Raw genomic sequence first — 25,376 nt, forward strand, 5'->3', positions numbered from 1 at the left:
CCAGCCGGAAACCGGGCAAGGCTGTTGGCATGGACACCGATCTCGTCATCCTGCTCGCGATCGCCGCCGTCTGGCTCGCGGCCGGTCTCGTCGTCGAGGGGCTGCCGCAGCAACGGGCCGCGCGGCCGCTGCGCCGACGTACCGGGCTGCTCCTCGCGCTGGTCGGGTCCGGGCTGGCCGGTCTGGCCGGGATACTGCTGGCCGGTCTGGTCGAGGCGGAGCCGACGCTCGCCGACCGGACGGCGGCCGGGCTGGCGCTGCCGGCGGTGTCCGCGGCGGCCGTCGCGGCGGTGACGGTACGCCGCCTGCGGCAGCTCTGGGTCGGCGCGGGCGCCTTCGCCTCGGCGCCGGAGACCCCGGCCCCACCCACGCTGCGCGCCGCCGCCGCCCACCCGATGATCGCGTTGCCGGTGCAGGTGACCGGCCTGGTCATGCTGCCGGCGCTGGTCACCGCGACCGGTCTGGTGCCGCTGACCAGTCCGGGCATGATCGGGGTGGTGCTCACCGCGGCGGTGCTCGCGGTCGGCACCATCGGGGTACGGCACGCGCTGCGGCACAGCCGGCTGGTGGAGCGGGCGGTCACCGTACGGTCGCGCTCATCGCGTACGGCTGGTGTCCTGCACGTATAGCAGTTCGAGGATCGCCCGGGCGGCCTCGAACCAGCGGTCGAGCCAGAGCGAACCGGGGACGGTGCCCTTCGGCGGCAGTTCCAGCAGCAGCCCGCGCAGCAGCGGATGGTCGACGAGCGGCTCGCTCGGCGGCACGTCCGGCCAGCCGGCCGGCGGGAAGACCGGCTCGGTCAGCCCGCCCATGTCCAGCGACGGGAGCGTCGGCGTACGCTCCGGCGGGCTCGCCGCCGCCAGACCGGCGCCCAGTTCGGAGGCCCGCTCCGCCGGTGCGCCCTCCGACGCCCCGAGGTCGCCTTCGGCCGGCGCTTCCTCCACGGTGGTGCTGGTGTCCCGACGGGCGCCCCGGTACTTGCCGCCGAACCGTTCCGGCTTGGCGGAACCGTTGCCCAGATTCTCCGACCCGATCGTCATGTGTCTCGCCTGCCTCGCTCGGTGTGCGAACCCCCTGCGGCGGCCGGTCATCCCGACTCGTGCCACTTGGTACAACGACCCGACCGGTCACTGGCGACGGCCGGCCGGACCCGCCGGGCGACGTCGAGGCGCCCGGGAGTCGGAACGTCCGGGGGATGTCGTCGGGTACATCGACGCGGACCAGCGCGGCCATCCGGGCGGCTTCGATGCCGAGCGGATGACCGCGCTGGGGTGTCGGTGGTTCAGAGCAGGTCGAACTCGCCGTCCTTGGCACCGCCGACGAACGCGTCCCACTCGTCGGGCGTGAAGATCAGGGCGGGCCCGCTCGGGTTCTTCGAGTCGCGTACCGCGATCGCGCCGCCCGCGAAGGCCACCTCGACGCAGTTGTCACAGTTCGGTCCGCTGCGCGAACTCTTGTGCCAGGCTGCCCCGCTCAGGTCGACGCGGTACCCCTTTGTCTCCACTTCCACAATGGCTCCTCTGCCAACTTCGAAATCAGCGCGACGGACTCCTCCGGGCGTAGGGCTGCCGCGCGGATATGATCGAAGATAAATATGTATTTCTGTAGTTCATCCCGCTTCTCCAGAAATAGCCCGCCCGTAGCGTTTTCGGCGTAGACCACGTCCGGGTCACCCGGTTCCGGGAAGCCGAGGATGGTGAAAGTGCCGTCCATGCCGGCGTGCGCACCGGCGTCGAACGGCAGGACCTGGAGCGTGACGTTCGGTAGGTCAGCGGCCTCCACCAGCCGCTCCAACTGGGCTCGCATGACCGCGTCGCCGCCCACCGGCCGGCTGATCACCGCCTCATCGAGCACCACCCACAGATCGATCGGATCGTCCGGGTCAAGTAACGACTGACGACCCAACCGGACACGGACCCGCTGGTCGACTTCCTCGGCGACCCAGTCCGGCCGGGCGGACCGGATCATCGCCTGGGCGTACTCCTGGGTCTGCAACAGTCCGGGCACGGTCTGCTGCTCGTACGCCCGGATCGAGGCGGCCGCCGCCTCCAGCCCCACGTACGCCCCGGCGAGCACCGGGCTGTACGGATGCCACCAGCCCTTCTGCCGGGCCTCCCGGGCGATCTGGATCAACTCGTCGCACTCCGCACCCGTCACGCCGTAGATCCCGAGCATGTCCCGGACGTCCCGGACGGTGGCGCTGGTGTGACCGGTCTCGATCCGGGACACCTTGGACGCGGAGCACTCCAGCAACTCGGCGACGGCTTCGATCGTGACTCCGGCCTTCTCTCGGCGCTGGCGCAGCTCGGCTCCGAGCCGCCGACGGCGGATGGTCGGGCTCCGGCGCTCGGTCACCGGGACACCTCCGGACGATCAATTGGGGAGTCGGATTGCCGCCGCGCCTTCGACCGCCGACCGGCGGGGATCATTCGCGGCGGATGGAGCGATGATCCGCTCGGCCGCAGGGGCCGAAACCGGATCCAGTCTGCCGGTTCCACGCGCGGCGCATCAAGCGCCGTACAGCCCACTATCGCCATCCCGGAGCAAAGGGCAAACTGCAACTTGCATTGATCATGTTCTTGATGCACCCTGTCCGTATGGCTCGGGCTACGCAGCGTTCCCCTCTGGTCAGGCGACGCAATGCTCCCCCATTCTCGCCTGACCGTGGGGACGGCCGTGCCGGCGGTACGGCGAGAAGCCCCGCTCCGGGGTAAGAGCCCCCGCCGCTGTATGCCAGGGCCGCTACGGCGGCTGGCGCGTCCCGGAGTCGACAGGTGTTGGCCGGGGCGATGTGATGGCAACGACGCATCGCCCCGGCCGACGCCCCACTCCTTCGGCCACTCCCTGGCGGCGCAGCCGAGTGACCGCGTCAGAACCACCCACCAGACCCCCGCCCCGCCACTTCCGCCGGCCTGCCCGGCGCCAGTCGGACAGGAGCTGATGTGTCCCTTCCCCGCTCCGGTGACGTGCTCCACGTGACCCGCGCGGCGAGCGTCCAGTTCGCCGAACCCATCTACTTCCGGGTGATCCGGGTGCACGACTGGCAGACCTACCACGGCTGGGTCTGGCTCGACGGCTACGAGCTCAACCCGAGCGGCGACGCGGTCGCACGACGGTCGATATTCGTGCAGGTCAACGGCTTGCGTCAACTCCAGACCAACGCCGGCCGGCACAACTACCCGCGGGCCAGGCCACCCGCCCGGACCAACTCCAGCACCGTCACCGCCCGAGTCCGGGTGGGCTGAGCGGCATCTGCGGCAACGTCGCGCGGCCTCCACGGTCACCGCCCTAGAATTGGCGTACCCACCCCACGGGTTCACCACCCGCACGTCGTCGAGGGCCCCGAACCTGGGAGCCGCCGATGGCAGTTGAGACCTCCGACCGACACCGGACGACGTGTCGGAGCATGCCGGTCAGCCTGCTGCTTATCCTGATCACCGTCGGCCTGCCCGGCTGCACGAGCGGCACCGGCACCGGCCGCCCACCGGCCGTACGCCCCACGGCCGCCAACCCGACGCCGGTCGAATCGGGGCGTACCAGACCCGCACCGGAACTGACCGACCCCTCCGGGCGCGGCGGCGCGGCCGCCTCCGCATTCCCCACCCGTACCGACCGGGGTTGGCCGGGGCGGCGCGTCGGGCCCTGGCACCGGATGCCGACCGGGAACGACGACGGGACTCCGGACGACGCCGTCAGCACCGTCGAACCGGCGACCGATCCGGCCACCGCCTTCGACAACAATGCCCACCGGGCTCCGACCGGTCCGGACCGGCAACCTGGCGACGACGCCGAAACCCGGGCCGGGGCACCGCCGTCCACCGGCGGACCACCGCCGGGCTATCAGCGCTCATTGGCGTACTCCGGCCTGTTCGGCCTGGTGATCTCGGCGGTCGGGCTGGTCATGGTCGGCACCAGGCGCCGCTACTGGTAACCGGACCGACCCGGCCTACGGGGTGGGTTGGGTCGGACCGGTGGGACCGGGCGCGGTGGTCGGCGGCGGGGTCGGCGGCACGGCGACCACGAGGACGACCTCGCCGCCCGGCTCGACCTCCGTGCCGGTCGACGGATCCGTGTCCAGGACCGTTCCCGGTGATCGACCGGAGGTCTGTGGCCGGATCCGAGGCACCAGTCCCAGCCGCTCCAGCTCCGCCACGGCCTCCCGCTGAGAGAGTCCGACCAGCGGAGGCAGCGGTACCGGTGCCTCGGTGGTGCCCCCCGGGGTGGCGCTCGGCGTGGTGGCGGCGGTGGTCGGCGGACCGGTGGTGGAGGCGGTCGGCGCCGCCGGGGTGCTGACCACCGGGGACGGCGACGTCGGAGCGTCGCGCCGGGCCGAGTCGAAGATCGCCCAGCCGGCGACCACCAGGACGCCGAGCAGGATCACCGCCACCGTCCCGACCAGGATCGGCATCCACCAGCGCCGGTCGTCCTCCTCGGCGCCGTAACCCCAGTCCGGCTGCGGCTGCTGGGGCGGGGTCGGGCCGCGGGGCGGCACTCCGGCCCGGCCTGACCAGGCCGGCTCGCGGGGCGGGATCGGCGCGGTCGTGTCGGGCCGCCGGACGGTCGCGTCGAGCGGCCGCGTGGTCGGGTCGGCCCGGGTGGCGTCGGCCGGATCCTCCGGAGGCTGCCGCGGATCCTCGGCCATGCCACGTCCTCTCGCCATCGGATGGACCGGGCGAACCGCGTCAAACCTATCCGACCAGACGTGCCGCCGCCCATCGTCGCGGGCCCGGCGTGTCTGCCCGCGCTCCGCCGGCGACGGGCTAGGGCGTCGGCGGCCCGCTCTGGAGGGGGCCGTCGGAACAGTAGAGGCGGACCCGCTGGTTCCAGCGCAGCACCGTCCCGCCGGAGGGCTCCTGGTGGCGTACCTCGCCCCGCTTCCCGGTCGGATAGTTCGGATAGAGGCCTTCGTCGACCAGTTGCCGCGCCGCCTGCTTGCAGGACTCGCCGGCGAGCGCGGGCACCACCACCTCCGGTGCCGCACCCACCACGGTGACCCGGACCGTGGTGCCCCGCTTCACCGCGGTCCCACCCCTCGGGTGGGTACTGGCGACCGTGGGGTCGTCGCCCGCACTGCCGAAGACGAACTGCACGCCGAGGCCGAGCCCGAGCAGCTTGGCCCGGGCCTTCTGGAAGTCCTCGCCGACCACGTCGGGCAGGATCATCTGGCCGACCGGCGGCGGGGCGCTGCTCGGCCGGCGGCTGGGGGTCTGACTCGGCGTACTGCGTGGTGTCCGACTCGTCGCCTCCGCCGTCGGGGTGGCGCCGCCGGCATCCGGCTGGTCCGGCCCACCGTCACCGGCCAGCAGGTACCCACCGAGGGCACCGACGACGGCACAGATGACCAGTCCGACCGCCGCGCCGGCGAACAATCCCGCCCGGTCCGAGGAACCGCCGCCCAGGTCCGGTGGTCCCGCCACAGCCTCGTCCGTCATCAAGCGCCGCCCGAGAAACCCCTGGCTGCAGCCATGGGACGGAACGGGCGGCCCGGCGTGGTGGTGGTTCTCGGCATGTCGTCGGCTCCTCCATGCGGGCGGAACTGTCTGGGTACGGCTGCGATACCTGCGGGTGTGGCGACGGTGCCGACAGCATCGGTGGCCCGGCCCTCGAAGCGCAACCTGCCACGTATCGTGTCGGGACGGCTGCTCCCGGTTCGTGGGCTCGCCCCGGCATCGTGTGGACGCTACGCTGCCCCGCATGGCCGCACGAGGCTGGGGAGGATCCGTCGCGACGGCGGTCGGCGTTGCCGCCGGCGCCGGCGCCGCCCAACTGGGCTTCGGCTACGGGCTCGGCATCATCGCCTGGCTGCCGTCGGAGGGTGGCACCAGCGAGGCGGCCTGGGTCGCCAGCCTCACCTGGGCCGCCTGGATAGCCGCCACCTCGACCGTCGCCGGTGCCGTCTGCGCACACCGGCTGGGCGGAGCCGGCCGACGTCCGGCCGGCCCCGCCGGCGATCGGCCGCCGACCCTGACCACCTTTCTGTGGCGGGTCGTGCTCGCCGTCTCCGGTGCGATCGGCGCGCTGGTCACCGTGGTGCTGGTCGCCGTACCCGCTCGGGCGGTGGTGCGTGCCGACACTGCCGCTCCGCAGTCCGTCGCGGCCGGCTACGCGATCCTGGGGATCGTGCTCGGGGTGGTCACGGCGCTCTGGGCCATCTCGTCACCGGCCGTCGCCAGCAACGTGCTCGGTACGGTCTGCTGGCTCTGGGCGCTCGCGGTGATCTCGGTCGTCGACGGCGTACTCTCCGGACGCGGGCTCTCCGCCGCGCAGCTCGGGGTGTGGCAGCTGACCTCGAGCGGCGAAGCCTTCTGGTTCCGCGACTACTTCTACTGGCCCGGTGCGGCACTCTCACTCGGCTCCGCGCTGCTGATCGGCGCGTTCGCCGCCCGCTCGGCGGCGCGACGGCCGGCGACGCGGGTGGGTGCCGCCGTCTCCGGCATCAGCGGACCGCTGCTGGTGGCGGTCGCCTACTTCGTCGCCGCTCCCCGCCTGGCGGGCATCCGGCCGGAGCAGGTGTCGGCACATCTGATGGCGCCGTACGCGGTGGTCGCCGGGCTCGCCGGGTCCGCGCTGGTGGCGGCGCTGGCGCAGCACTCGGAGACGATGGCCCGACACGCCGACTCCACCGCCCCGTCCGCCGGCACGGAGCTGCTCCAGCAGACCGGTCACACCGACGACGTCGGCACCCGCCCGACCGGAGAGCACGCGGCCGACCCGACCGGAGAAGTGCGCGCGACCAGCCCGGCCGGCGGTGCGGGCCGGCCGGCCCGGCTGCCCAATCAGCCCGGCCGCCGGGCACGGCGTGGCGCCGACCGGGCCGACACCGATGCACCTTCGACCAGCACCGCCGGCCGGCTCCGGGACACCGAGCCGGACGGTGCACCCGCCCCGGCGACCACCGGACCGAACGGTACCGCCACGGAACCGGACCGTGCCGACGCCGAGCCGGACCGTGCCGCGGACGACGGGGCCGCAGGGGCGGGGGAGTCCGCCGAGCCGGTCACCGGGGGCGGTACGAAGGGCAGGCTGGGCAGGCTCGGGCGCCGCTCCCGCTGACCCGGGTCAGTCGACCGGCCAGGTGTGCACGGGCTCGTCGGTCCGCTGGAGTTCGCCGTACCGGTGCAGCATGTGGTGCAGCGCCTCGGACCGGTCCATTCCCCGGCCGCGCTCGGCGGCCCGCACCGCCTCGACCTGCCACACAGCGCCGTTGCGGCCGGTGCGGCAGCGCTGCTCGATGATGCCGAGCAGCCGGTCCCGGTGCTCGGCGCCGACGCCGAACCGGTCCAGCCCGGCCGCCGCCCTCGGCAGCAGTACGTCGAGGACCAGCTCGGTGACCTTCACCTCGCCGAGCCGGGGCCAGGAGACTGTCGCGTCGATGCCCCGACGGGCGGCCGCGTGGAAGTTCTCCTCGGCCGCGCTGAACGTCAGTTGGCTCCAGATCGGCCGGTCGCCCTCGGCGAGGTCGCGGGCCAGCCCGAAGTAGAAGGCGGCGTTGGCCAGCATGTCGACCACCGTCGGTCCGGCCGGGAGCACCCGGTTCTCCACCCGCAGGTGGGGGCGGCCGTTCATGACGTCGTAGACCGGCCGGTTCCACCGGTAGACGGTGCCGTTGTGCAGCCGCAACTCGGGAAGGCGGGGGATGCCGCCGTTGTGCAGCACCTCGACCGGGTCCTCGTCGTCGCAGATCGGCAGCAGCGGCGGGAAGTACCGGACGTTCTCCTCGAAGAGGTCGAAGATCGAGGTGATCCACCGCTCGCCAAACCAGACCCGGGGGCGTACGCCCTGGGCCTTGAGCTCGTCGGGCCGGGTGTCGGTGGCCTGCTCGAAGAGGGCGACCCGGGTCTCGGCCCAGAGTTGCCGGCCGTGCAGGAACGGCGAGTTCGCGCCGAGCGCCACCTGCACCCCGGCGATCGCCTGCGCGGCGTTCCAGTAGTCGGCGAAGCTGTCCGGCGCCACCTGGAGGTGGAACTGCAGGCTGGTGCAGGCGGCTTCGGAGACGATCGAGTCGGTGTGGGTCTGCAACCGCTCGACGCCCCGGATGTCCAGCTCGATGTCCTCGCCCCGGGCGGCGACGATCTGGTCGTTGAGCACCTGGTAGCGCTCGTTGCTGGAGAGGTTGTCGCGGACCAGGTGCCGGGGGGTGAGCGTGGGCAGTATGCCGATCAGGATGATGTTGGCGTCGGACTTGACCGCCAGTTCCTCCGCCCGGCCGAGGCTGGCCCGCAGGTCCTGCTCGTAGTCGGCGAAGCCGTCCCCCTCGATCAGGCGGGGCCGGGCGTTGAGTTCCAGGTTGAACTGGCCCAGCTCGGTCTGGAAGCTCGGGTCGGCGAGGTTGTCCAGCACCTCCGCGTTGCGCATCGCCGGTTCGGCGTTCGCGTCGACCAGGTTGAGTTCGATCTCCAGGCCGGTGGTCGGCCGGTCGGCGTCGAAGCCGAAGTCGTCGAGCATGAGCGCGAAGACGTCCAGACACCGGCGTACCTTCTGCCGGTACCGGATGCGGTCCTCCCGGGTGAAGGGGACCTCCGACACGTCCTGGCCCATCAACCCTCCCACCGCGAGGCGCTGTCTGCGGAAACGGCACCTCGTCCACGATCGCATACGATCGGGCCGCATTTTCCACCGGGCGCATTACCCAGAGATGCGCCCCGGTCACCAGTAGGTTCATGATCGGTGACCGGGGCACTTTTGGGTCGATCCCGGACCGGTGTGGCCGGGCGGCGGACTCAGGCCTGGCGGATGGCCTCGCCCTCGATCTCAATCTTGATCTTCTTGCCGACCAGTACGCCACCGGTCTCCAGGGCGACGTTCCAGGTCAGCCCGAACTCCTCGCGGTCGATCTCGGTGGTGGCGGTGAAGCCGAAGATGTCCTGGCCGTACGGGCTGCGACCGACGCCCTCGAACTCGACCGTCAGGTCGACCTGCTTGGTGACGTCCCTGACCGTGAGGTCGCCGGTGAGCACGAACTCGTTGCCACTGTGCGACTTGACCCCGGTGCTGCGGAACTCCAGGGTCGGGTGCTTCTCCACCTCGAGGAAGTCGCCACTGCGCAGGTGGTTGTCGCGGTCCTCGGCTCCGGTGTCGATGGTGCCGGCCTGGATGGTCGCGGTCACCGCGGAGTCCAGCGGGTTCTCCGCGACGGTGATCGTTGCCTCCGCCTCACGGAACTGGCCGCGGACCTTGCTCACCATCATGTGCCGGGCCACGAAGCCGACGCGCTTGTGTGCCTTGTCAAGCAGGTAGGTGCCGGCGGTGGGGATCGTCAGCCCTTCCCACGTGCGGGTGGCGGCGGTCTCGGCGCTGCTGGTCATGATGTGCCTTCCCAGGAGATTAGGTTGTGTGCTCGATGACTGACACAGCAACTATAGACATAGCAATATTCCCGGTGTCAACTACTGCTACGATGGCAGGGTGACCAAGAACCTGCACGACGACGCCCGGATCACCGCCATGGGCCTGGTCATGGAGGTGCATGCCGGGCTCTCCGCCAGATTTGCCGCCCAGTTCGAGGAGCACGGGCTGTCGACGGTCGAGTTCGAAGTCCTGATGCGGCTGGCCCGCTCACCCGAGCACCAACTCCGGATGACCGACCTCGCCGCGCAGACCTCGCTCTCCACCAGCGGCGTGACCCGGGTCGTCGACCGGATGGAACGGGACGGCCTGCTCCGCCGCCGCGCCTGCCCCTCCGACCGGCGCAGCGCGTACGCCGTGGTGACGGAGTCCGGCATGGCGCGACTCGAAGAGACGCTGCCCGGCCACATTCAGCTGATCCAGGACTGGTTCGTCGGCCAACTCGAACCGGCCCAACTGGAAGGCCTGCTCGATTCGTTGCGGATCGTCCGGGACGCGGTCCATCCCGGCGCCACCGCCGGCAGCGCCGGCACCAGCGCCGAGGCGACGACCGCCCGTTGACCTGCGTCCACGGACTGTCGATCAATCCTCACGGATTCCTATTACCACTCTCGGAGAGCACGAACACCTCCCGGCCTCACCTCCCGGCCTCACCGGCAGAAAGACCGGCAGAACTCACGCACAAATCGCCACGTCACCAACTAATCAGAAAAAACGGGCGACGGATTCTGGTTAACCTTCAGGCAGCCGGGGGGCTCTGGGGACGTGGCGCGGGCGGGTGTCAGTGAGGCTCTGTCGGGGGGCTGTCCCGCTCGCGCCACGGCCCCAAGGTGAGCGCCGAGCCACCGCGGGGTCAGCTCTCCGGCTGTGCCACGTCCGTCACGACTCCGTCCGGATGCGCCGCCCCGGCCCCGTCCGGATGCGCCGCCCCGGCCCCGTCCGGATGCGCCGCCTCGGCCGGGTCCGGATGCGCCGCCTCGGCCGGGTCCGGATGCGCCGCCTCGATCAGCGCCCGCTCCCGGGCCAGCAGGACGATCCCGCCCTCCCGGCACACCTGATCGAGGCGTTCGACCGCCGCCGTCCGGGCCACCGGATCGTCGGTACTCGCCACCAGGCCGACCAGCGCCTCAGCGACGTCCCGCAGGTCACGAGACCCTTCACAGGCCCGCACCGCCGCCGCGTACCACTCGGCCGCCCAGTCCCGGTCGCCCCGCTGCATCGCCAGGCTCGCCTCGATCAACGCGCAGAGCCCGTCGTCCCGGGGCGCGATCTCGTCCACCCGGGCACGCCCGGGCTCCGGTTCGACCGGGCCGAATCCGTCGACCGCCTTCCGGGCACGCAGCTCGGAGAGTACCGCGGTCGCCTCGTCGATCCGCCCGTCCTGGGCGAGCGCCAGACCGACCGTGCCGAGCGCCCGTCGACGGTGCCCGGGATCGCCGAGGTCGGCCAGGGCCGACACCGCCCGGCGACCGTGCCGGACCGCGTCCGCGTACCGGCCCTCCAGGCGGGCCACCTCGGCCAGGTTGGCCCGGGCCAACACCCGGAGGCGCTCCTCACCGCACTCTCCGGCGAGCCGGTCCACCGCCGCCAGCCGACGCCGGGCGGCAGCGAGGTCACCGATCCGGATCTCGTGCCAGGTCAGATTGTTCTGCGCCACCGCCATGTCCCGGATCCGGCCGATCCCGGTGGCCAGTTCCAGAGCCGCCTCGCCGTGCCGCCGCGCCTCGTCGTGGCCGCCGACCGCGGTCCACAGTCCACAGAGTACGTTCCGGGCCGCCAGCTCACCGGGTACGTCCGACAACCGTTGGAACGCCGTCACCGCCGCCTCGGCAGCCGGCAGCTCCTGCGGCCCGGCGCCGTGCTCCTGGGCCAGTTGCGCGACACCGACCTGGGCCCAGGCTCGGGCGGTCGGATCGGCGTCCCCGGTGCGCGGATCGTCCAGCAGCCGGCGCAGCCACTGCCGACCGGCCACGTCCCGTCCCCGGTAACGCCACCAACGGGCAAGGTGACCGGCCAGCCGCAGCGCGGTGTGTGGATCGTCGTTCGCCGAGTACGCCAGCGCCGTCCACAGGTCACCGGCCACCTCGTCCAGCCGGCCGACCGCCTCGACGAACCGGGCACCGGCCAACTCCGGCGCGACCCGGGCGGCCAGCCCGGCGAAGACCGACGCGTGCCGTCGGCGGATCGCGGCGAGTTCGCCGTTGACGGCGGCACGTTCGGCCGCGAAATCCCGCACCACGTCGAGTACCCGGAACCGGAGCGGTCCGCTGCCCCGGGCGCCGATCAACCCGTGCGCCAGCAGGCGGTCCAGCAACCGGACCGGATCGACCGGACCGCCGGGCCCGTCGCCGGAACCCTCCGTCTCGGCGACCCGGGACGGCTGCGGATCCCCGGCGACCCGGGACGGCTGCGGATCCCCGGCGACCCGGGACGGCTGCGGATCGCCGACGGATGGGACATCGGCGTCGGCGGACCGGCTCGGCGGGGTACCCGCCGGCCGGGTCGGCGGATCCCGGGGCGGGGTGCCGGCCACCGGGAGCGGGTCGGGGGCGAGCATCGCCTCGGCCAGCTCCACCGACCAGCGGTTGCGCATCACCGAAAGGCGGCGCAGCGCCGCACGCTCGTCGGCGTCGAGCAGCCGGTAACTCGCGGCCACCGCGTCCCGCAGGGTCACCGCCGCCTCCCGGCCCACCGGCGGGGTGCCGAGGTCGAGCAGGCGGTTGCCGTACCGGTCGAGCAGCTCGTTCAGGTTGAGCACCCGGCCGTGCGCCGCGGCCAGTTCGATGGCGAGGGGCAGCCCGCCCAGCCGGCGTACCAGCTCGACGAGCGCGACCACCTCGTCCGGCTGCGGCGGCTCCCGGCCGATCTGGCGCAGCCGGGCGAGCAGCAGCGCGACGGCCGGATATTCCGCCACCGCCGCGAGGTCGGCCGGGACGTCGGCGGGTGGCACCTCCAGCGGGGCGACCGGCCGGACCCGTTCCCCGGCGAGCCCCACCGGGTGCCGTCCGGTGGTCAGCACCCGCAGCGTCGGCGCGATCTCGGCGAGCCGGTCGAGCGCCTCGGCGGCCGCGCCGGGAGCCCGCTCGACGGCGTCCACCAGCAGCAGTGACGGTGCGTCCGAGAACCGGCCGGCAAGGTCACTGGCCCGGCCGACGCCGAAGACCGTGGCGACGACCGACAGGACGTCCTCCTCGGTGGCACCCTCGATCATCACGAGCCCGCTGGTGCCGCCGGGAAACTCCTCGGCCACCTCCCGGGCCACCTTGAGCGCCAGCCCGGTCTTGCCGACTCCGGCGAGGCCGACCAGGCTGACCACCCCGCGCGGCGCCCGGGGCTGCTCGGTGAGCATCGCGGCCAGGTCGGCCACGTCCCGGTCCCGACCGATCAGCTCACCCGGCTCCGGCAGTCCCAGGCCGCGCGGCGGCAGGCCCCGGGCCCCTGGTGCGGCCAGGCCGCCCACCTCCGCCACCGGCCCGGCCTGGCCCCGGGCCAGTGCGACGAAGTCGGCCCGGTCCTGACCGGCCAGTCCGAGTGCGGTCGCGAGCAGCTCGACCGTCGTCCGCTGCGGGCGGGACGCCCGGCCCCGTTCGAGGTCACGGACCGTACGGATCCCGACGGCGGCCCGTTCGGCGAGTTCGGCCTGGGTCAGCCCGGCCGCCAGCCGGCACCGGCGGAGCAACTCGGCGAAGCCACCCGGAACCCGGTCAGCACCATGATCCGGAGTCATGGCCAGGAAGACTACGCAGCCCGGCTGGGCCCCGGCATAGATACGTCGCGCTACCGACGGAAGAGGACATAGATATCCGACAGATCACTGATGACCGGTTCCGGCGGGTAACCGAACCCTCACGGTTCGGCGGAGACCGGGACCGGAGCAGGTGGAGCCGGCGAGCCCGCCGGTCGTTCCGGGTCGCCGGAGAACCGCAGGTGCAGCCGACGTAGTGGGTCCGGTGCCCACCAGTTCCACTCGCCGAGCAGGCTCATCACCGCCGGCAACAACAGCCCGCGGACCACGGTCACGTCGAGGAGTACGGCCACCGCCATGCCGAAGCCGATCTCCTTTACCGCCGTCAGGTCGCCGAGCAGGAAACCCAGGAAGACGATGGTGATGCAGATCCCCGCCGAGGTCACCACCGGACCGGTCCGGGTGATCCCGGCCAGTACCGCCCGCTGTCCGGCGCGGGTGCGGGCCGCCGGGGTACGCAGATGCGACCATCGGCGCCACTCCTCGCGGATCCGGGCCAGCAGGAACACCTCGTAGTCCATCGACAGTCCGAAGACGAAGACGAAGAGCAGGATCGGGGTGGTGAGGTCGATCGCCCCCCAGGACTCCACCCCGAGCAGGGCCGCCCCCACCCCCCACTGGAAGACCACGACCAGCACGCCGAGGGTGGCGAGCAGGGTCAGCACGTTCAGCACCAGCGCCTTGACCGGGATGACCAGCGAGCCGGTGAGTACGAAGAGCAGCACGGTGGTGACCAGCAGCAGCACTCCGGCGGCGTACGGCAGTCGTCGGGTGACCGACGCCCGGTAGTCGACCAGCTCGGCGGCGGGCCCACCGACCAGCAGCGGCAGTGGCTGGTCGAGGGCGCGGACGGCGCGGACCAGGTCACGGGACTCCGGGCCGCCGGTCGCGCCGCGCGGGGTCAGGTCGATCACCACCGCCGCACCGGGCACGTCCGGCCGGGGCTGCATCCGGATCACCTGGGGCAGGGTGTTGAGCTGGTTCATCAGGTCCCGCACCTCGGTGCTGGCCGGATCCGCCTCGACGACGACGGTGACCGGGGCGGCCCGGCCCGCCTCGAAGTCGCGCAGCAGCACGTCGTGCACCTGCCGGGCCTCCATCGACCGGGGCAGCGCCCGGGCGTCCGAGTTGGCCAGGTTGGCGCCGGCCAGGAAGGGCAGGGCCAGCAGCAGCAGGCCGGCGGCGACGCCGAACGCGACCGGCCCGGGTTTGCGCTGTGCGTATCCCGCCAGTCGGCCGAGCAGGCCGGGATCGGCACCGGGCGTACCCGATCGTGGGCTGGCCGGGACGATCCGGCGGGCCGGGCGGGCGGCGACGGTCAGGGCCCGGCGCAGCCAGGTCCGGGCGCCAGGGGGCGGGATGCGCCGGTGCGCGACGGCGACCAGCGCCGGCAGCAGGGTCAGGCCGGCCAGCGTGGCCAGGGCCACCGCCAGGGCGCCGCCGAGCGCCATCGCCGCGAGCAGCGGCGAGGCGAAGACGTAGAGGCCGGCCATCGCGGCGGCGACCGCCAGGCCGGAGATGAGCACGGTACGGCCGGCGGTCGCCATCGTCCGGGCCAGCGCCTCGACCGGATCGCCGGGCTCCGCCCCCGCACCGCTCCCACGCCCCGCACCGCGCTCCGGTCCGGCGCCGGGCCGCGACCCGGCGCCACGCCCCGACCCGGCACCGCGCTCCTCGCGGAACCGGGCGATCAGCAGCAGCGCGTAGTCGACGGTCAGGCCGATGCCGAGCAGCGTCACCACGTTGACGGTGAACTCGCCGACCCCGGTGACGGCGGTCAGGCCATAGAGGCCGAGCAGGGTCACCACGACGGCGGCGAGCGCGGCGAGCAGCGGAAGGACCCCGGCCAGCAGACCGCCGAGGATCACCACCAGCGCCACCAGGAGTACGCCGAGCGCGATCGACTCCCCGACGGCCGCGTCGTCGATGGCCTGCTCGGCGAAGGCCCGCTCGGCCAGATCCTCGCCGCCCACCAGCACCTGCGGTGCGTCGATGCCGCGCAGCAGGGCGGCCACCCGGTCCTCGGCCGCCTCCCGGTCGGCGGTGTGCAGCCCGGCTGCCAACTCCACCCGGACCAGGCTGCTGCGGTTGTCGGCGCCGATCCGGCCGCCCGCCGCGTTGTAGAGGTCCTCAACCTCGCTGACCCCCGGCACGGCCAGCACCTCGGCGCGTACCCGGTTGACGCTGGACACCAGCGCCGGGTCGTACGGGTCCCGGTCGCGGACGACGGCGACCACGATCGGGCCCTCCGGCAGCAGCTCGGCGACCCGGCGGTCGGCCCGCTGTGACTCGGCGTCCGGGCGGAGGTTGTCGGTGTCGACCAGCCGGTCGAAGACCTGTCCGCCCAGGGTGGCCCCGGCCAGCACCAATCCCAGCCAGCCGACCAGGACCGGCCAGCGCCACCGCCACAGCGATCGCCCGAACGCAGCGAACATGCCCGAACCTCCCCTGACGCGACACGCATCGACGCGGGGGTCGCCGCCCGCTCGTCGCCCTCGGCGCACATGCAAACACCCAGAGCAGTGGTACGTCAGCCGCTATCCGGTCAGAACTGACTGTCCGGTGTGTCGGGTCCCGGGCGGGCCGCTGCCGTCAGGGTGCGGACGGGCCCGGTCAGTCGCGTTCGAGGGCACGGCGGGCCCGGAGGCGTTCGGCGAGCGCGCCGAGTGCCGCGGCGGCGTTGGACAGCTCGACCCGCTGCTCGTCGTCGATCTCGGCCATGGCGGCGGCGAAGATCCGGGCCCAGGCGTCCTCGATCCGGGCCGAGCCGTGCGCCGCCTCGACCGTCGCGTGCAGCCGTACGGCTCGCCGGTCGTTCGGGTCCGGTTCGCGGCGGATCAGGTTGCGGGCCACCAGGGCGCGGACGGTCGCGCTGACGTTGCTGGCGTGCAGCCCGAGGTCACGGGCGAGCGTGCTCACCGAGACGCCGGGGGCGTCGGCGACGTACCGCAGCACCTCCAGTTCGGACGGTGGCAACTGGCCCAGCCCGGCCGCGTCGACGCCGTGCTGCCGCAGCACCCGGCTCAGTTGGTACAGAACCGGTACGAGTGTCCTCGCCTGCCGGAGGACCGTCTCGTCCGCCATGGTCACTCGTTTCACCTCACGAGGATAACGCTAGACATAGTTATATAGGTATAGTAATTTGCCGTCGTGACTTCCGCCCCCTCGCGAAGCGAAGAGTCCAACCCACCGTCACCGCCCGAGACGTCCGGCGATCCACCCGCCGGGCCACCCGGCGAACCGCCCGCCAGGTCACCCGGCAGGTCACCCCGACTGCTGCTTCCCGCCCTGGTGCTACTGGCCTTCGTGCCGCCGATGGGCATCGACATGTATCTGCCGTCCTTCCCCCGGATGGCCGACGAGTTCCGCACCGACCCCGCCGGGATCCAGCTCACCCTCACCGCGTTCGTGATCGGGCTTGCCCTGGGACAGCTCGTGCTCGGTCCGCTCTCCGACCGGTACGGCCGCCGGCCGCTCATCCTCGCCGGCACGTCGGTCTGCGCGGCCTCCGCCGCCGCCTGCGCGTTCGCGCCCACCCTGACGACGCTGACCGCGCTGCGGTCCGTGATGGGCTTCAGCGCGGCGGCCGGGGTGGTGGTCGGCCGGGCCGTCATCTCCGACACCGCCCAGGGGCCGGCCGCCGCGCGGATGTTCGGCATCCTGATGGCGCTCACCGGCATCGCCCCGATCACCGCACCGCTGATCGGCGGCGTGGTCACCAGCGCCGCCGGCTGGCGGGCGGTCTGGGTCACCCTCGCGGTCGGGCTGCTGCTCACGCTGCTGGTCGCGCTCGTCGGCGTACCCGAGAGTCTGCCGCCGGACCGCCGGCACGCCGGCGGGCTCCGCGCCACCCTGGGCACCGCGCGGTCGTTGCTGACCGACCGGGTCTATCTCGGCTACATCTGCGCGTTCGGGTTCGGGTTCGCGGCCCTGTTCTGCTACATCGCCGCGTCGCCCTTCTTCCTCCAGTACGTCCTGGAGCTCTCCGTCCGGCAGGCCGCCGTCGCCTTCGCCGCCGGTGCGCTGATCGCCACCCTGAGCAGCGCGGTCAACGCCCGGGTCGTCGGTCGGGGCGCATCCCCGGCGGTCCTGCTCCGGATCGGCCTGGCCATCATGCTGGTCACCACCGGAGGGCTGCTCGCCGTCACCCTGGCCGGGGCACTCGACCGGGCGGTGGCGGTCGCACTGCTGCTCTTCTTCGTCGGGCTCGGCATGATCATGGGGAACGCGACCGCGCTGGCGATCCAACGCGTACCGAGGGCGGCCGGCAGCGGGTCGGCGGTGCTCGGCACCCTCCAGGGCGTACTCGCCGCGGTGGCGGCCCCGCTGATGGGGCTCGGCGGGCGGGACAACGCCGTGGTGCTGTTCCTCGGCATGACCGGCTGTGTCACGGTCGCCTGCCTCGCCCTGCTGCTCACCCGATCCGCGAAGCGGCCCCGGGGCGACCAGGTGCCCGCCGGGCCGGTTGCCGGCGCTCCGCCCGATTAGCGGAAGCGACAGGTCACGGCATGGGATTGGGCGGGCCGAGGTAGGAGCGCGGCCCCGAATTCCGAAACTGCCACCCGTATGGATGACGAAGATTACTCTCCGGAGTATGACCCGAGGGTTGCTCGCACTCAGGGTAGCCGCCGCAGCACTGGTGCTGCCGTCGGTGACCATGGCCGGCGCGCCCGGAGCCGCGATGGCGGGAACTGCGGCCCAGGCCAGGGCGGGTACTCCGGCCCGGCCCTGCCCGGCGCCGAGCCCACCGGTGGCCCGGCCGACCCGCCCCGCCCCGCCGCCGCTCGACCCGGCGAAGGCGACGGTCGGTGGCCCCGCACTGGCGACGGCCGGCCTGGTCACCCCGTCCGGCGTCGCCGAACCGCCGAAGGTCACCGCCACCTCGTGGCTGGTCGCCGACCTGACCAGCGGCGCGGTGCTCGGCGGCTGCGGTCCGCACGAGTACGGCGTACCGGCGAGCGTGCAGAAGCTGCTGCTGGCGGCGGCGGTACTGCCACACCTGGACCCGCGGCAGGTCGTCGAGGTGACCGAGTCGGATCTCGACTTCGAACCGGGCAGCTCGGCGATGGGGCTGGTACGCGGCGGCCGGTACACCGTGGAGACGCTCTGGCTCGGCCTGATGCTCAACTCCGGCAACGACGCGGCGAACGTCCTGGCCCGGCTCGGCGGCGGTGCCGGCGGCCAGGCCGGCGGGGTCGCGGCGATGAACGCCGAGGCGGCCCGGCTCGGGGCACACCAGACGCACGCCGCCACACCGTCCGGGCTGGACGGCCCCGGGCAGTACACCAGCGCCTACGATCTGGCGCTGATCGCTCGCGCCTGCTTCGCGCACGCCGACTTCCGGCGGTACGCCGGCACGAAGATCGCGCAGGTGCCGGCACAGGCGGTCAACAACACCAAGGGCTATCCGATCTGGAACGACAACCAGCTCCTGCACCGCTATCCCGGCGCGCTGGGCGGCAAGACCGGCTACACCGACCTGGCCCGGCACAGCTTCGTCGGAGCGGCCGAGCGGAACGGGCGTACCCTGCTGGTCACCCTGCTCGGCGCGGAGTCGCAGCCGCAGCGTGGCTGGGAGCAGGGGGCGGCGCTGCTCGACTGGGGGTTCGGGCTGCCCGCCGCCGCCACCGTCGGCCAGCTCGTCGCACCGATCCCGACCGACTCCGGCAACCAGGTCTCCTCGCCGGCCGCCGGCGCTACCCGGGTACGCCTCGACGACCGGGGATTCCGCACCGACCAACTGTTCGGCACGGTCGCCCCGGTCGTGCTGGTCGGCGCCCTGCTCGGGCTGCTGCTCCACCGGCGGCGCCGGGCCGCACGCCGCCGGATCGGCCGCTGACCAGGGTCCCGCTACTCCGCCGGGCGTACCGGGTCGACCTCGGAGACCTCCAGGAACCGGCTGGTCAGCTCGACGCCGCGCAACTCCTCCTGCCGGTGGACCGCCCGGCGCGGATCGGCCAGATAGGACTCGTACCCATCCCGCCCGGCGAACGACAGCAGGTGCACCTCGGTACACCCGTCCCCGGTGCGCAGCCGCTGCTCCAGCCGTCCGCCGTGCTCGGTCAGCAGCGGAAGCACCAGGTCCTCGTAGCGCCGGAAGGCGGTCAGGTGCTCCGCCGGCACGTCGAGCACCGCGACCATCCGGAGCCGGCGGTGCGGGGTCGAGTCGTTCAGCCGCGTGTTCGGCACCGGGGGACGGTGGGACAGCTGGTCGTCGTTCGTCATCCGACGGAGTATGCCGGATCAGGATAACCTCGACACCGGGGCTGAACGGCCTCGCCAGCAGGGCCGAGGCCCCTTGGCGCCAGGGGGCCGGCCGGGTCGGTCGAGTCGAAGGAGAGCGGATGACCCGCTACGTCGCACTGCTGCGGGGCGTCAACGTCGGCTCGGGCAACCGGATCGGCATGGCCGACCTGCGCCGGATCGTCACCGACCTCGGCCACGACGACGTGCGGACCTACCTACAGAGCGGGAACGTGGTCTTCGGGGTGGCGGACAAGGCGGATCCGCAGCGGCTGGGCAGCCGCGTCCGGAAGGCCATCGCCGAGGAGCTGGGCCTGGACGTACCGGTGCTGGTCCGGTCCGGCCCGGAGCTGACGGCACTGGCCGGCGCCAACCCGTACACGAAGGCGAACCCGGACGAGGTCAAGCTGCTGGTGGCGTTCCTGGCCGAGCTGCCCGACCCGGGTCTGGCAGCCGAACTGGCCGTGCCCGGTACGGACACCGCCGAGTTCACCTTCGCCGGCACCGGCCGGGAGATCTACCTGCACTACCCGGACGGGTACGGCCGGACCAGGTTCGACAACGCCTACCTGGAGAAGCGGTTGGCCGTGGCGTCGACGACCCGGAACTGGAAGACCGTCCGGGCCCTGACCGACCTCACCATCGGCTGACCTCAGAGCCGGCTGACCTCGACGGCTACAGCCCCAGGTCACGGGCAATGATCATCCGCTGTACCTCCGAGGTGCCCTCGCCGATCTCCAGGATCTTCGAGTCCCGCCAGAACCGGGCCACCGGGAACTCGTTCATGAAGCCGTAGCCGCCGTGGATCTGGGTCGCCTCCCGGGCGTTGTCGACCGCGGACTCGCTGGCGTGCAGCTTGGCGATCGCCGCGTGCCGCTTGAAGTCCTCACCGGCCAGCATCCGGGCCGCCGCGTCGTAGTAGGCCAGCCGGGAGGTGTGCGCCCGGCGCTCCATGTCGGCAATCTTGAACTGGATGGCCTGGAAGTTGCCGATCGGCTGGCCGAAGGCGTGCCGGTCCCTGGCGTACCGGATGGACTCGTCGACGCAGCCCTGGGCGAGACCGACCGCCAGCGCCGCGATGGCGATCCGTCCCTCGTCGAGGATCCGCAGGAACTGGGCGAAGCCCCGACCGCGCTGGCCGAGCAGGTTCTCCGCCGGGACGCGGCAGTCGTCGAAGGTCAGCTCGTGGGTGTCCGAGGCGCACCAGCCGACCTTGGAGTAGCCGGGCGCGACGGTGAAGCCCGGCGTACCGGACGGCACGATGATGGTGGAGAGTTCCTTGGAGCCGTCCGGGTTGGTGCCGGTGACCGCGGTGACCGTGACCAGGCTGGTGATCTCGGTACCGGAGTTGGTGATGAACGCCTTCGAGCCGTTGATCACCCACTCGTCGCCGTCCAGCACCGCCCGGGTCGCCGTGCCACCCGCGTCGGAGCCGAAGCCCGGCTCGGTCAGCCCGAACCCGGCCAGTGCCTCGCCGGTGACCAGCTTCGGCAGCCACCGGGCGCGCTGCTCGGCGGTGCCGAACCGGTAGATCGGCATCGCGCCGAGCGAGACCCCCGCCTCCAGGGTGATCGCCACACTGGAGTCGACCCGGGCGATCTCCTCCAGGGCGAGGCAGAGCGCGAAGTAGTCGCCGCCCATCCCGCCGTGCTCCTCCGGGAACGGCAGGCCGAACAGCCCCATCTTGCCCATCTGCGCGACGATCTCGTACGGGAAGGTGTGCCGCTCGTAGTGTTCGGCGATGGCGGGCGCGACGACCTCACGGGCGAAGGACCGCACGCTCGATCGCAGCGCCTCGTACTCCTCGCTGAGCCGGAAGTCCATGGGTTCCTCCATCTGGTCGGCGCCCCGTCCCGCCGCCGTGTGGGCAGGTCCGCCGGGAACGCTCGTGGCCGGGATTCGCTAGACGGGCGTGACGCCGTGTCGGCGGCGGGAGAAGCTGCGGTCCTTGCCCCGGGCGGCGGCGAACCGCCGGACCAGTTCGGCCCGCAGGTCGCCCGGCTCGACGATCGCGTCCACGACCAGTTCGCTGGCCAGCCGGACGATGTCGATGTCCTGCTCGTACGCGGCGCGCCGCTCCGCGACGAAGGCAGCCCGCTCGTCCGGGTCCTCGATCGCGGCGATCTTGTTGGCGTAGACGGCGTTCACCGCCGCCTCGGCGCCCATCACCGCGATCTTCGCGGTGGGCAGCGCGATCGTCGCGTCCGGCTCGAAGCCGGGGCCGGCCATGGCGTAGAGCCCGGCACCGTACGCCTTGCGGACCACCACGCAGATCTTCGGTACGGTCGCCTCGCTGATCGCCGTGATCATCTTGGCGCCGTGCCGGATGATGCCCTGCTTCTCCACCGCCGTGCCGACCATGAACCCGGGGACGTCGGAGAGGAAGAGCAGCGGCACGTTGAACGCGTCGCAGAGCTGGACGAACCGGGTCGCCTTGTCGGCGGAGTCGACGAAGATCACCCCGCCCTTGAACATCGAGTTGTTGGCCACCACGCCGACGACCTGGCCGTCGAGCCGACCGAAGCCGATCGTCAGCTCCCTGGCCCAGAGCGCCTGGATCTCCAGGAAGGAGTCGGCGTCGAGCAGGCCCTTGACGTACCGACGCATGTCGAACGCCTGCCGCTCGCTCGCCGGCACCAGCGCGGCCAGGTCGATCCTGTCCGGGGCGGCGACGGCGGGTGCGGCCGGCGGGGGCTGGGTCCAGTTCGCCGGCAGGTACGACAGGTAGCGGCGGACCACGTCGAGCGCGTCCGCCTCGGTCTTGCAGAGGAAGTGCCCGACGCCGGACTCGGCGCAGTGCACCCGGGCCCCGCCCATCTCCTCCAGGGTGGTCTTCTCCCCGGTCACCATCTCGACCATCCGGTCGGAGCCGAGGTACATGCTGGCATTGCCGTCCACCATCGCGACCACGTCGCAGAACGCCGGGATGTACGCCCCGCCGGCCGCGCTCGGCCCGAACAGCGCGCAGACCTGCGGGATGGATCCGGATGCGCGGACCTGGTTCCAGAAGATCTTTCCGGCGCCGCGCCGCCCGGGGAAGAGGTCGACCTGGTCGGTGATCCGGGCACCGGCCGAGTCGACCAGGTAGACCATCGGCAGGCCGTTGGCGTACGCCCGCTCGATGATCCGGATGATCTTCTCGACCGTACGGGCGCCCCAGCTGCCGGCCTTGACCGTCGAGTCGTTGGCCATCAGGCAAACGGGGCGGCCGTCGATGCTGGCCTGGCCGGTGACCACGCCATCGGCGGGGAGCCCGTCGGCGTGCGCGTTCGCGTAGAGCCCGTCCTCGACGAACGATCCCTCGTCGACCAGCAGCGCGATCCGCTCCCGGGCGAAGAGCTTGCCCTTGGCCGCGTTGGCGGCGTGGTATTTCTCCGCTCCGCCGGCCCGGACCCGCTTGCCGAGTTGTTCCAGCGCCGCACCGTCGAGTGTCACGCCGACCCCCTCGTCCGCACCGGGACTGTCGTCGCCCCGCCCCAACCGACCTGAACGATCGTTAGGCTACTGCATCCGGGCCGGTCCGGGCCACTCGACCACGCATCCGGGCCGCCCCGAGCCACACTCGACCACCGTCATAGCGAACGACCACGTATCCGGACAGGATGTTGTAATTGACGTTTGTCTATAACTACGCTGCTGGCACCCCCAACCGAGCAGAGCACCGGATCGGAGAGTGCGTCATGACCTCACGCATCAGCCGGCTACTGGTCGCGTTCGTCGCGACGACGGGTGCCACCCTCGGCGTCACGCTGGCCAACCCCTCGCCCGCGTCCGCCGCCATGACCATCTGCTACAACACCAGCCAGGCGCCGAGCTACGTCAGCATCGCGAACCAGGCCGCCTCGATCTGGAACAACGCCACGTCGAACCTGACGCTCTCGGCCAACTGCGGCTCCAACCTGCGGATCTACCAGATCACCGGCGGCGGCTCGTACGCCGTGCGAACCAGCCTCGGCAACGGCCGGGTCTACATCGACACCCGGCAGGCGCAGCAGTACAGCCCGCTGCGGATCATGAGCCACGAGATCGGGCACATCCTCGGGCTGCCGGACAACTACAACGGCAACTGCGCGCTGCTGATGTCGGGTGGCAGTGCCGGTACGAGCTGCACCAACCCGTACCCGAGCAGCACCGAGGCCAACCGGGTCACCCAGCTCTTCGCCGGTACCCGGGTCGGGCCGGAGCGGGCCGACGACGTCGGCGGTCAGATCTTCCAGGACAGCTGGCCGGCGACGACGCTCGCCCCGATCGGCTGACCACCGCCCGAGCGGCGACCCGCGACGGAGGGGCCGGCGATTCGCCGGCCCCTCCCGGGCGCTACTCCACGCCCGGTCAGTCCAGGGTCACCGACTGGCCCGGGGCGATCCGGCCGTACTCGGTCTCGGCCTTCTGCTCGAACCAGCGATCCACGACCGGCGCCCCACGCTCGCTGAGCAGCCCGTCGTGGATCGAGTACGCCCGCCGGGGCTCGATTGCCCGGGTGAAGTTGAGCGACTCGGAGACCTTCAACCACGGTGCGCTGGTCGGCACCAGCAGCGTCGCCACCGGCAGGTCCGGTACGAAGAACGCGTCGCCCGGATGGTAGACCCCGCCGCCGCTGGTCCCGACGTCGACCACGAACCCGAGGTTCGGAATCCCGGGCAGCCCCTGGTAGATCTCGGCATGGTCGCCACCGACCGCCCGCACCCGGAACCCGCCCGCGTCGAACTCGTCACCGGCGGCGACCGGAACCACCGCCGGACCGAGGTCGGCCAGTTGCCTCGTCACGTCGGCGTGGGCGTAGATCCGCAGCGCCGGGTTCGTGGCCACCGCCGCGCTGATCCGCTCGGTGTCCAGGTGGTCGGGGTGCTCGTGCGTGATCAGCACCTGGTCGACCGAGTCCAGCGCCTCGGCCTCGGTCCACATGCCCGGATCGATCACCAACGACCGTCCGTCCGCCTCCAGGCGTACGCAGGCGTGGGTGTACTTGATCAATCGCATTCGTCGAGCCTATCCCTGTTTCCCGTTGTCCACTCCCGTTACGCCGCCGCCAGCCTGCTGCGCGGGCCGGCCCGGAGCACCCCGGACGGCAGCTCCCGACCGACGAGCTGCTCCGCGTAGGCCGCCACCTCCAGCAGGGCGTCCAGGTCGACACCGGTCTCGATGCCCATGTCGTGCAGCATGTGCACCACCTCCTCGGTGGCCACGTTTCCGCTCGCCCCCGGGGCGTACGGGCAGCCGCCGAGCCCGCCGACGCTGGCGTCGTACTCGGTGACGCCGAGCTCCAGCGCGGTCAGCAGGTTCGCCAGCGCGGTACCCCGGGTGTTGTGGAAGTGCAGCAGCACCGGGATGTCGGGCTGCCGGTTCCGGACCGCGGTGACGAGTTCCCGGACCCGACGCGGGGTGGCCATCCCCGTGGTGTCCCCGAAGGCGACCCGATCCGCCCCGTCGGCCACCACCCGGTCGACGATGCCGGCCACCCGGGCCGGGTCGACGTCCCCCTCGTACGGGCAGCCGAAGCTGGTCGCCACGATCACCTCGGCACTCGCCCCCGCCTCGTGCAGCAGCGCGATCAGCCCGGCGATGTCGTCCAGCGACTCGGCGGTCGAACGGTTGACGTTGCGCCGGTTGTGGGTGTCGCTGGCCGAGACCACCACCTCGATCTCGGTGAAGCCGGCCGCCAGCGCCCGCCGCGCGCCCTTCGAGTTCGGCACCAGCGCCGAGTAGCGCACCCGCGCCGCCCTGGCCGCCCGCGCCCACACCTGGTCGGCGTCCGCCATCTGCGGAATCGCCCTCGGATGCACGAACGAGACCGCCTCGATCCGGCGTACACCGGTGCCGCCGAGCAGTTCCAGCAGCCGTACCTTGCCGTCGGTCGGGACCGGGTCCTCGTTCTGCAGTCCGTCGCGCGGCCCGACCTCCCGGATCGAGACCGCGCCCGGCAGATCGCCCGTCATACCGTCACCTCGCTCCGCCCGCGCACATCTCTCGCCGTCCGGCCGCACACTCCGGCACCCGCATCCGGCCGCTCCATTTCGGCGCCCGCATCCGGCGGCCGCTTCAC

Annotated in this window: 23 protein-coding genes and 1 pseudogene; 9 read left to right on the forward strand and 15 right to left on the reverse strand. The window is 72.4% G+C overall.

The genetic code is table 11. The features are described from left to right. Positions 1-29: 29 nt before the first annotated feature. The gene (locus ABNF97_RS03590) at positions 30-629 is read left to right on the forward strand and encodes a hypothetical protein (protein WP_349337633.1); all 600 of its coding nucleotides are present in this window, start codon (positions 30-32) and stop codon (positions 627-629) included. Here ABNF97_RS03590 and ABNF97_RS03595 read toward each other — a convergent pair. The 3 genes from ABNF97_RS03595 to ABNF97_RS03605 all read right to left on the reverse strand — a co-directional run bounded on the left by ABNF97_RS03595 (position 597) and on the right by ABNF97_RS03605 (position 2,355). Beyond that, positions 597-1,040, reverse strand: a complete 444-nt coding sequence (locus ABNF97_RS03595) for a hypothetical protein (RefSeq protein ID WP_349337634.1) — start codon at positions 1,038-1,040, stop codon at positions 597-599. The two genes, ABNF97_RS03590 and ABNF97_RS03595, sit on opposite strands and share 33 nt — an antisense overlap. A gap of 242 nt (positions 1,041-1,282) precedes the next feature. Beyond that, entirely contained in the window at positions 1,283-1,504 is a 222-nt protein-coding gene (locus ABNF97_RS03600; RefSeq protein WP_130465694.1) for a DUF397 domain-containing protein, read from the reverse strand. Then, complete coding sequence (locus tag ABNF97_RS03605; protein ID WP_130461197.1) at positions 1,474-2,355, reverse strand: Scr1 family TA system antitoxin-like transcriptional regulator; 882 nt, start codon at positions 2,353-2,355, stop codon at positions 1,474-1,476. Before ABNF97_RS03605 ends, ABNF97_RS03600 begins: the two co-directional genes overlap by 31 nt. Positions 2,356-2,942: 587 nt before the next feature. Here ABNF97_RS03605 and ABNF97_RS03610 point away from each other — a divergent pair. After that, positions 2,943-3,245: a hypothetical protein gene (locus ABNF97_RS03610; RefSeq protein WP_349337635.1), complete on the forward strand. Its 303-nt coding sequence runs from the start codon at positions 2,943-2,945 to the stop codon at positions 3,243-3,245. A gap of 116 nt (positions 3,246-3,361) precedes the next feature. Continuing rightward, positions 3,362-3,931, forward strand: a complete 570-nt coding sequence (locus ABNF97_RS03615; protein ID WP_130461198.1) for a hypothetical protein — start codon at positions 3,362-3,364, stop codon at positions 3,929-3,931. A 15-nt stretch (positions 3,932-3,946) separates the two neighbouring features. Here ABNF97_RS03615 and ABNF97_RS03620 read toward each other — a convergent pair whose 3' ends face one another. Then, on the reverse strand, positions 3,947-4,642 hold the full coding sequence (locus tag ABNF97_RS03620; protein ID WP_349337636.1) for a PASTA domain-containing protein: 696 nt from the start codon (positions 4,640-4,642) through the stop codon (positions 3,947-3,949). Positions 4,643-4,760: 118 nt separating this feature from the next. Beyond that, positions 4,761-5,432, reverse strand: a complete 672-nt coding sequence (locus ABNF97_RS03625; protein WP_165436617.1) for a PASTA domain-containing protein — start codon at positions 5,430-5,432, stop codon at positions 4,761-4,763. A 262-nt stretch (positions 5,433-5,694) separates the two neighbouring features. Between ABNF97_RS03625 and ABNF97_RS03630 the strand changes: the two genes are divergently transcribed. Then, the gene (locus ABNF97_RS03630) at positions 5,695-7,053 is read left to right on the forward strand and encodes a hypothetical protein (RefSeq protein ID WP_207230420.1); all 1,359 of its coding nucleotides are present in this window, start codon (positions 5,695-5,697) and stop codon (positions 7,051-7,053) included. A gap of 6 nt (positions 7,054-7,059) precedes the next feature. Here ABNF97_RS03630 and ABNF97_RS03635 read toward each other — a convergent pair whose 3' ends face one another. Then, on the reverse strand, positions 7,060-8,538 hold the full coding sequence (locus tag ABNF97_RS03635) for a glutamate-cysteine ligase family protein (protein WP_130461201.1): 1,479 nt from the start codon (positions 8,536-8,538) through the stop codon (positions 7,060-7,062). Between the two features lie 182 nt (positions 8,539-8,720). Then, positions 8,721-9,305 (reverse strand): YceI family protein, encoded by a 585-nt coding sequence (locus ABNF97_RS03640; protein ID WP_349337637.1) that lies wholly within the window; start codon positions 9,303-9,305, stop codon positions 8,721-8,723. A 100-nt stretch (positions 9,306-9,405) separates the two neighbouring features. Between ABNF97_RS03640 and ABNF97_RS03645 the strand changes: the two genes are divergently transcribed. Then, the gene (locus ABNF97_RS03645) at positions 9,406-9,906 is read left to right on the forward strand and encodes a MarR family transcriptional regulator (RefSeq protein WP_130461203.1); all 501 of its coding nucleotides are present in this window, start codon (positions 9,406-9,408) and stop codon (positions 9,904-9,906) included. Positions 9,907-10,327: 421 nt separating this feature from the next. On the opposite strand, the pseudogene ABNF97_RS03650 reads toward ABNF97_RS03645, so the two are convergent. From ABNF97_RS03650 to ABNF97_RS03660, 3 genes and pseudogenes are all read right to left on the reverse strand, one after another. Next, positions 10,328-13,072: pseudogene (locus tag ABNF97_RS03650) on the reverse strand (ATP-binding protein); the annotation flags it as partial. 119 nt (positions 13,073-13,191) lie between these two features. Then, the gene (locus tag ABNF97_RS03655) at positions 13,192-15,525 is read right to left on the reverse strand and encodes an MMPL family transporter (protein WP_130461204.1); all 2,334 of its coding nucleotides are present in this window, start codon (positions 15,523-15,525) and stop codon (positions 13,192-13,194) included. Between the two features lie 178 nt (positions 15,526-15,703). Then, on the reverse strand, positions 15,704-16,189 hold the full coding sequence (locus ABNF97_RS03660; protein WP_207230421.1) for a MarR family transcriptional regulator: 486 nt from the start codon (positions 16,187-16,189) through the stop codon (positions 15,704-15,706). A gap of 51 nt (positions 16,190-16,240) precedes the next feature. Here ABNF97_RS03660 and ABNF97_RS03665 point away from each other — a divergent pair, with 51 nt between their 5' ends. Both ABNF97_RS03665 and ABNF97_RS03670 read left to right on the forward strand, forming a co-directional pair. Continuing rightward, complete coding sequence (locus ABNF97_RS03665; protein ID WP_207230422.1) at positions 16,241-17,578, forward strand: Bcr/CflA family efflux MFS transporter; 1,338 nt, start codon at positions 16,241-16,243, stop codon at positions 17,576-17,578. 106 nt (positions 17,579-17,684) lie between these two features. Next, a complete protein-coding gene (locus ABNF97_RS03670; protein ID WP_349337638.1) occupies positions 17,685-18,929 on the forward strand; it encodes a D-alanyl-D-alanine carboxypeptidase family protein in 1,245 nt (414 codons plus the stop codon). Between the two features lie 11 nt (positions 18,930-18,940). Here the strand turns inward: ABNF97_RS03670 and ABNF97_RS03675 are convergent, their stop codons facing one another. Next, positions 18,941-19,315, reverse strand: coding sequence for a hypothetical protein (locus ABNF97_RS03675; protein ID WP_207230423.1), 375 nt, complete (start codon positions 19,313-19,315; stop codon positions 18,941-18,943). 119 nt (positions 19,316-19,434) lie between these two features. Here ABNF97_RS03675 and ABNF97_RS03680 point away from each other — a divergent pair, with 119 nt between their 5' ends. Further along, positions 19,435-19,983 (forward strand): DUF1697 domain-containing protein, encoded by a 549-nt coding sequence (locus ABNF97_RS03680; protein WP_349337639.1) that lies wholly within the window; start codon positions 19,435-19,437, stop codon positions 19,981-19,983. Positions 19,984-20,008: 25 nt separating this feature from the next. Here the strand turns inward: ABNF97_RS03680 and ABNF97_RS03685 are convergent, their stop codons facing one another. Both ABNF97_RS03685 and ABNF97_RS03690 read right to left on the reverse strand, forming a co-directional pair. Further along, a complete protein-coding gene (locus ABNF97_RS03685; protein WP_349337640.1) occupies positions 20,009-21,157 on the reverse strand; it encodes an acyl-CoA dehydrogenase family protein in 1,149 nt (382 codons plus the stop codon). A 78-nt stretch (positions 21,158-21,235) separates the two neighbouring features. Continuing rightward, positions 21,236-22,768, reverse strand: a complete 1,533-nt coding sequence (locus tag ABNF97_RS03690; protein WP_349337641.1) for an acyl-CoA carboxylase subunit beta — start codon at positions 22,766-22,768, stop codon at positions 21,236-21,238. Between the two features lie 245 nt (positions 22,769-23,013). Between ABNF97_RS03690 and ABNF97_RS03695 the strand changes: the two genes are divergently transcribed. Further along, positions 23,014-23,589 carry a snapalysin family zinc-dependent metalloprotease gene (locus tag ABNF97_RS03695; protein WP_130461209.1) on the forward strand — a complete coding sequence of 192 codons (576 nt, stop codon included), beginning with the start codon at positions 23,014-23,016 and terminating at the stop codon, positions 23,587-23,589. 76 nt (positions 23,590-23,665) lie between these two features. Here ABNF97_RS03695 and ABNF97_RS03700 read toward each other — a convergent pair whose 3' ends face one another. Beyond that, positions 23,666-24,313 carry an MBL fold metallo-hydrolase gene (locus tag ABNF97_RS03700; protein ID WP_349337642.1) on the reverse strand — a complete coding sequence of 216 codons (648 nt, stop codon included), beginning with the start codon at positions 24,311-24,313 and terminating at the stop codon, positions 23,666-23,668. A 38-nt stretch (positions 24,314-24,351) separates the two neighbouring features. After that, positions 24,352-25,257, reverse strand: coding sequence for a hydroxymethylglutaryl-CoA lyase (locus ABNF97_RS03705; RefSeq protein ID WP_207230709.1), 906 nt, complete (start codon positions 25,255-25,257; stop codon positions 24,352-24,354). Positions 25,258-25,376: the final 119 nt, after the last annotated feature.

This window comes from Plantactinospora sp. B6F1, assembly GCF_040120695.1.
Lineage (GTDB): Bacteria > Actinomycetota > Actinomycetes > Mycobacteriales > Micromonosporaceae > Plantactinospora.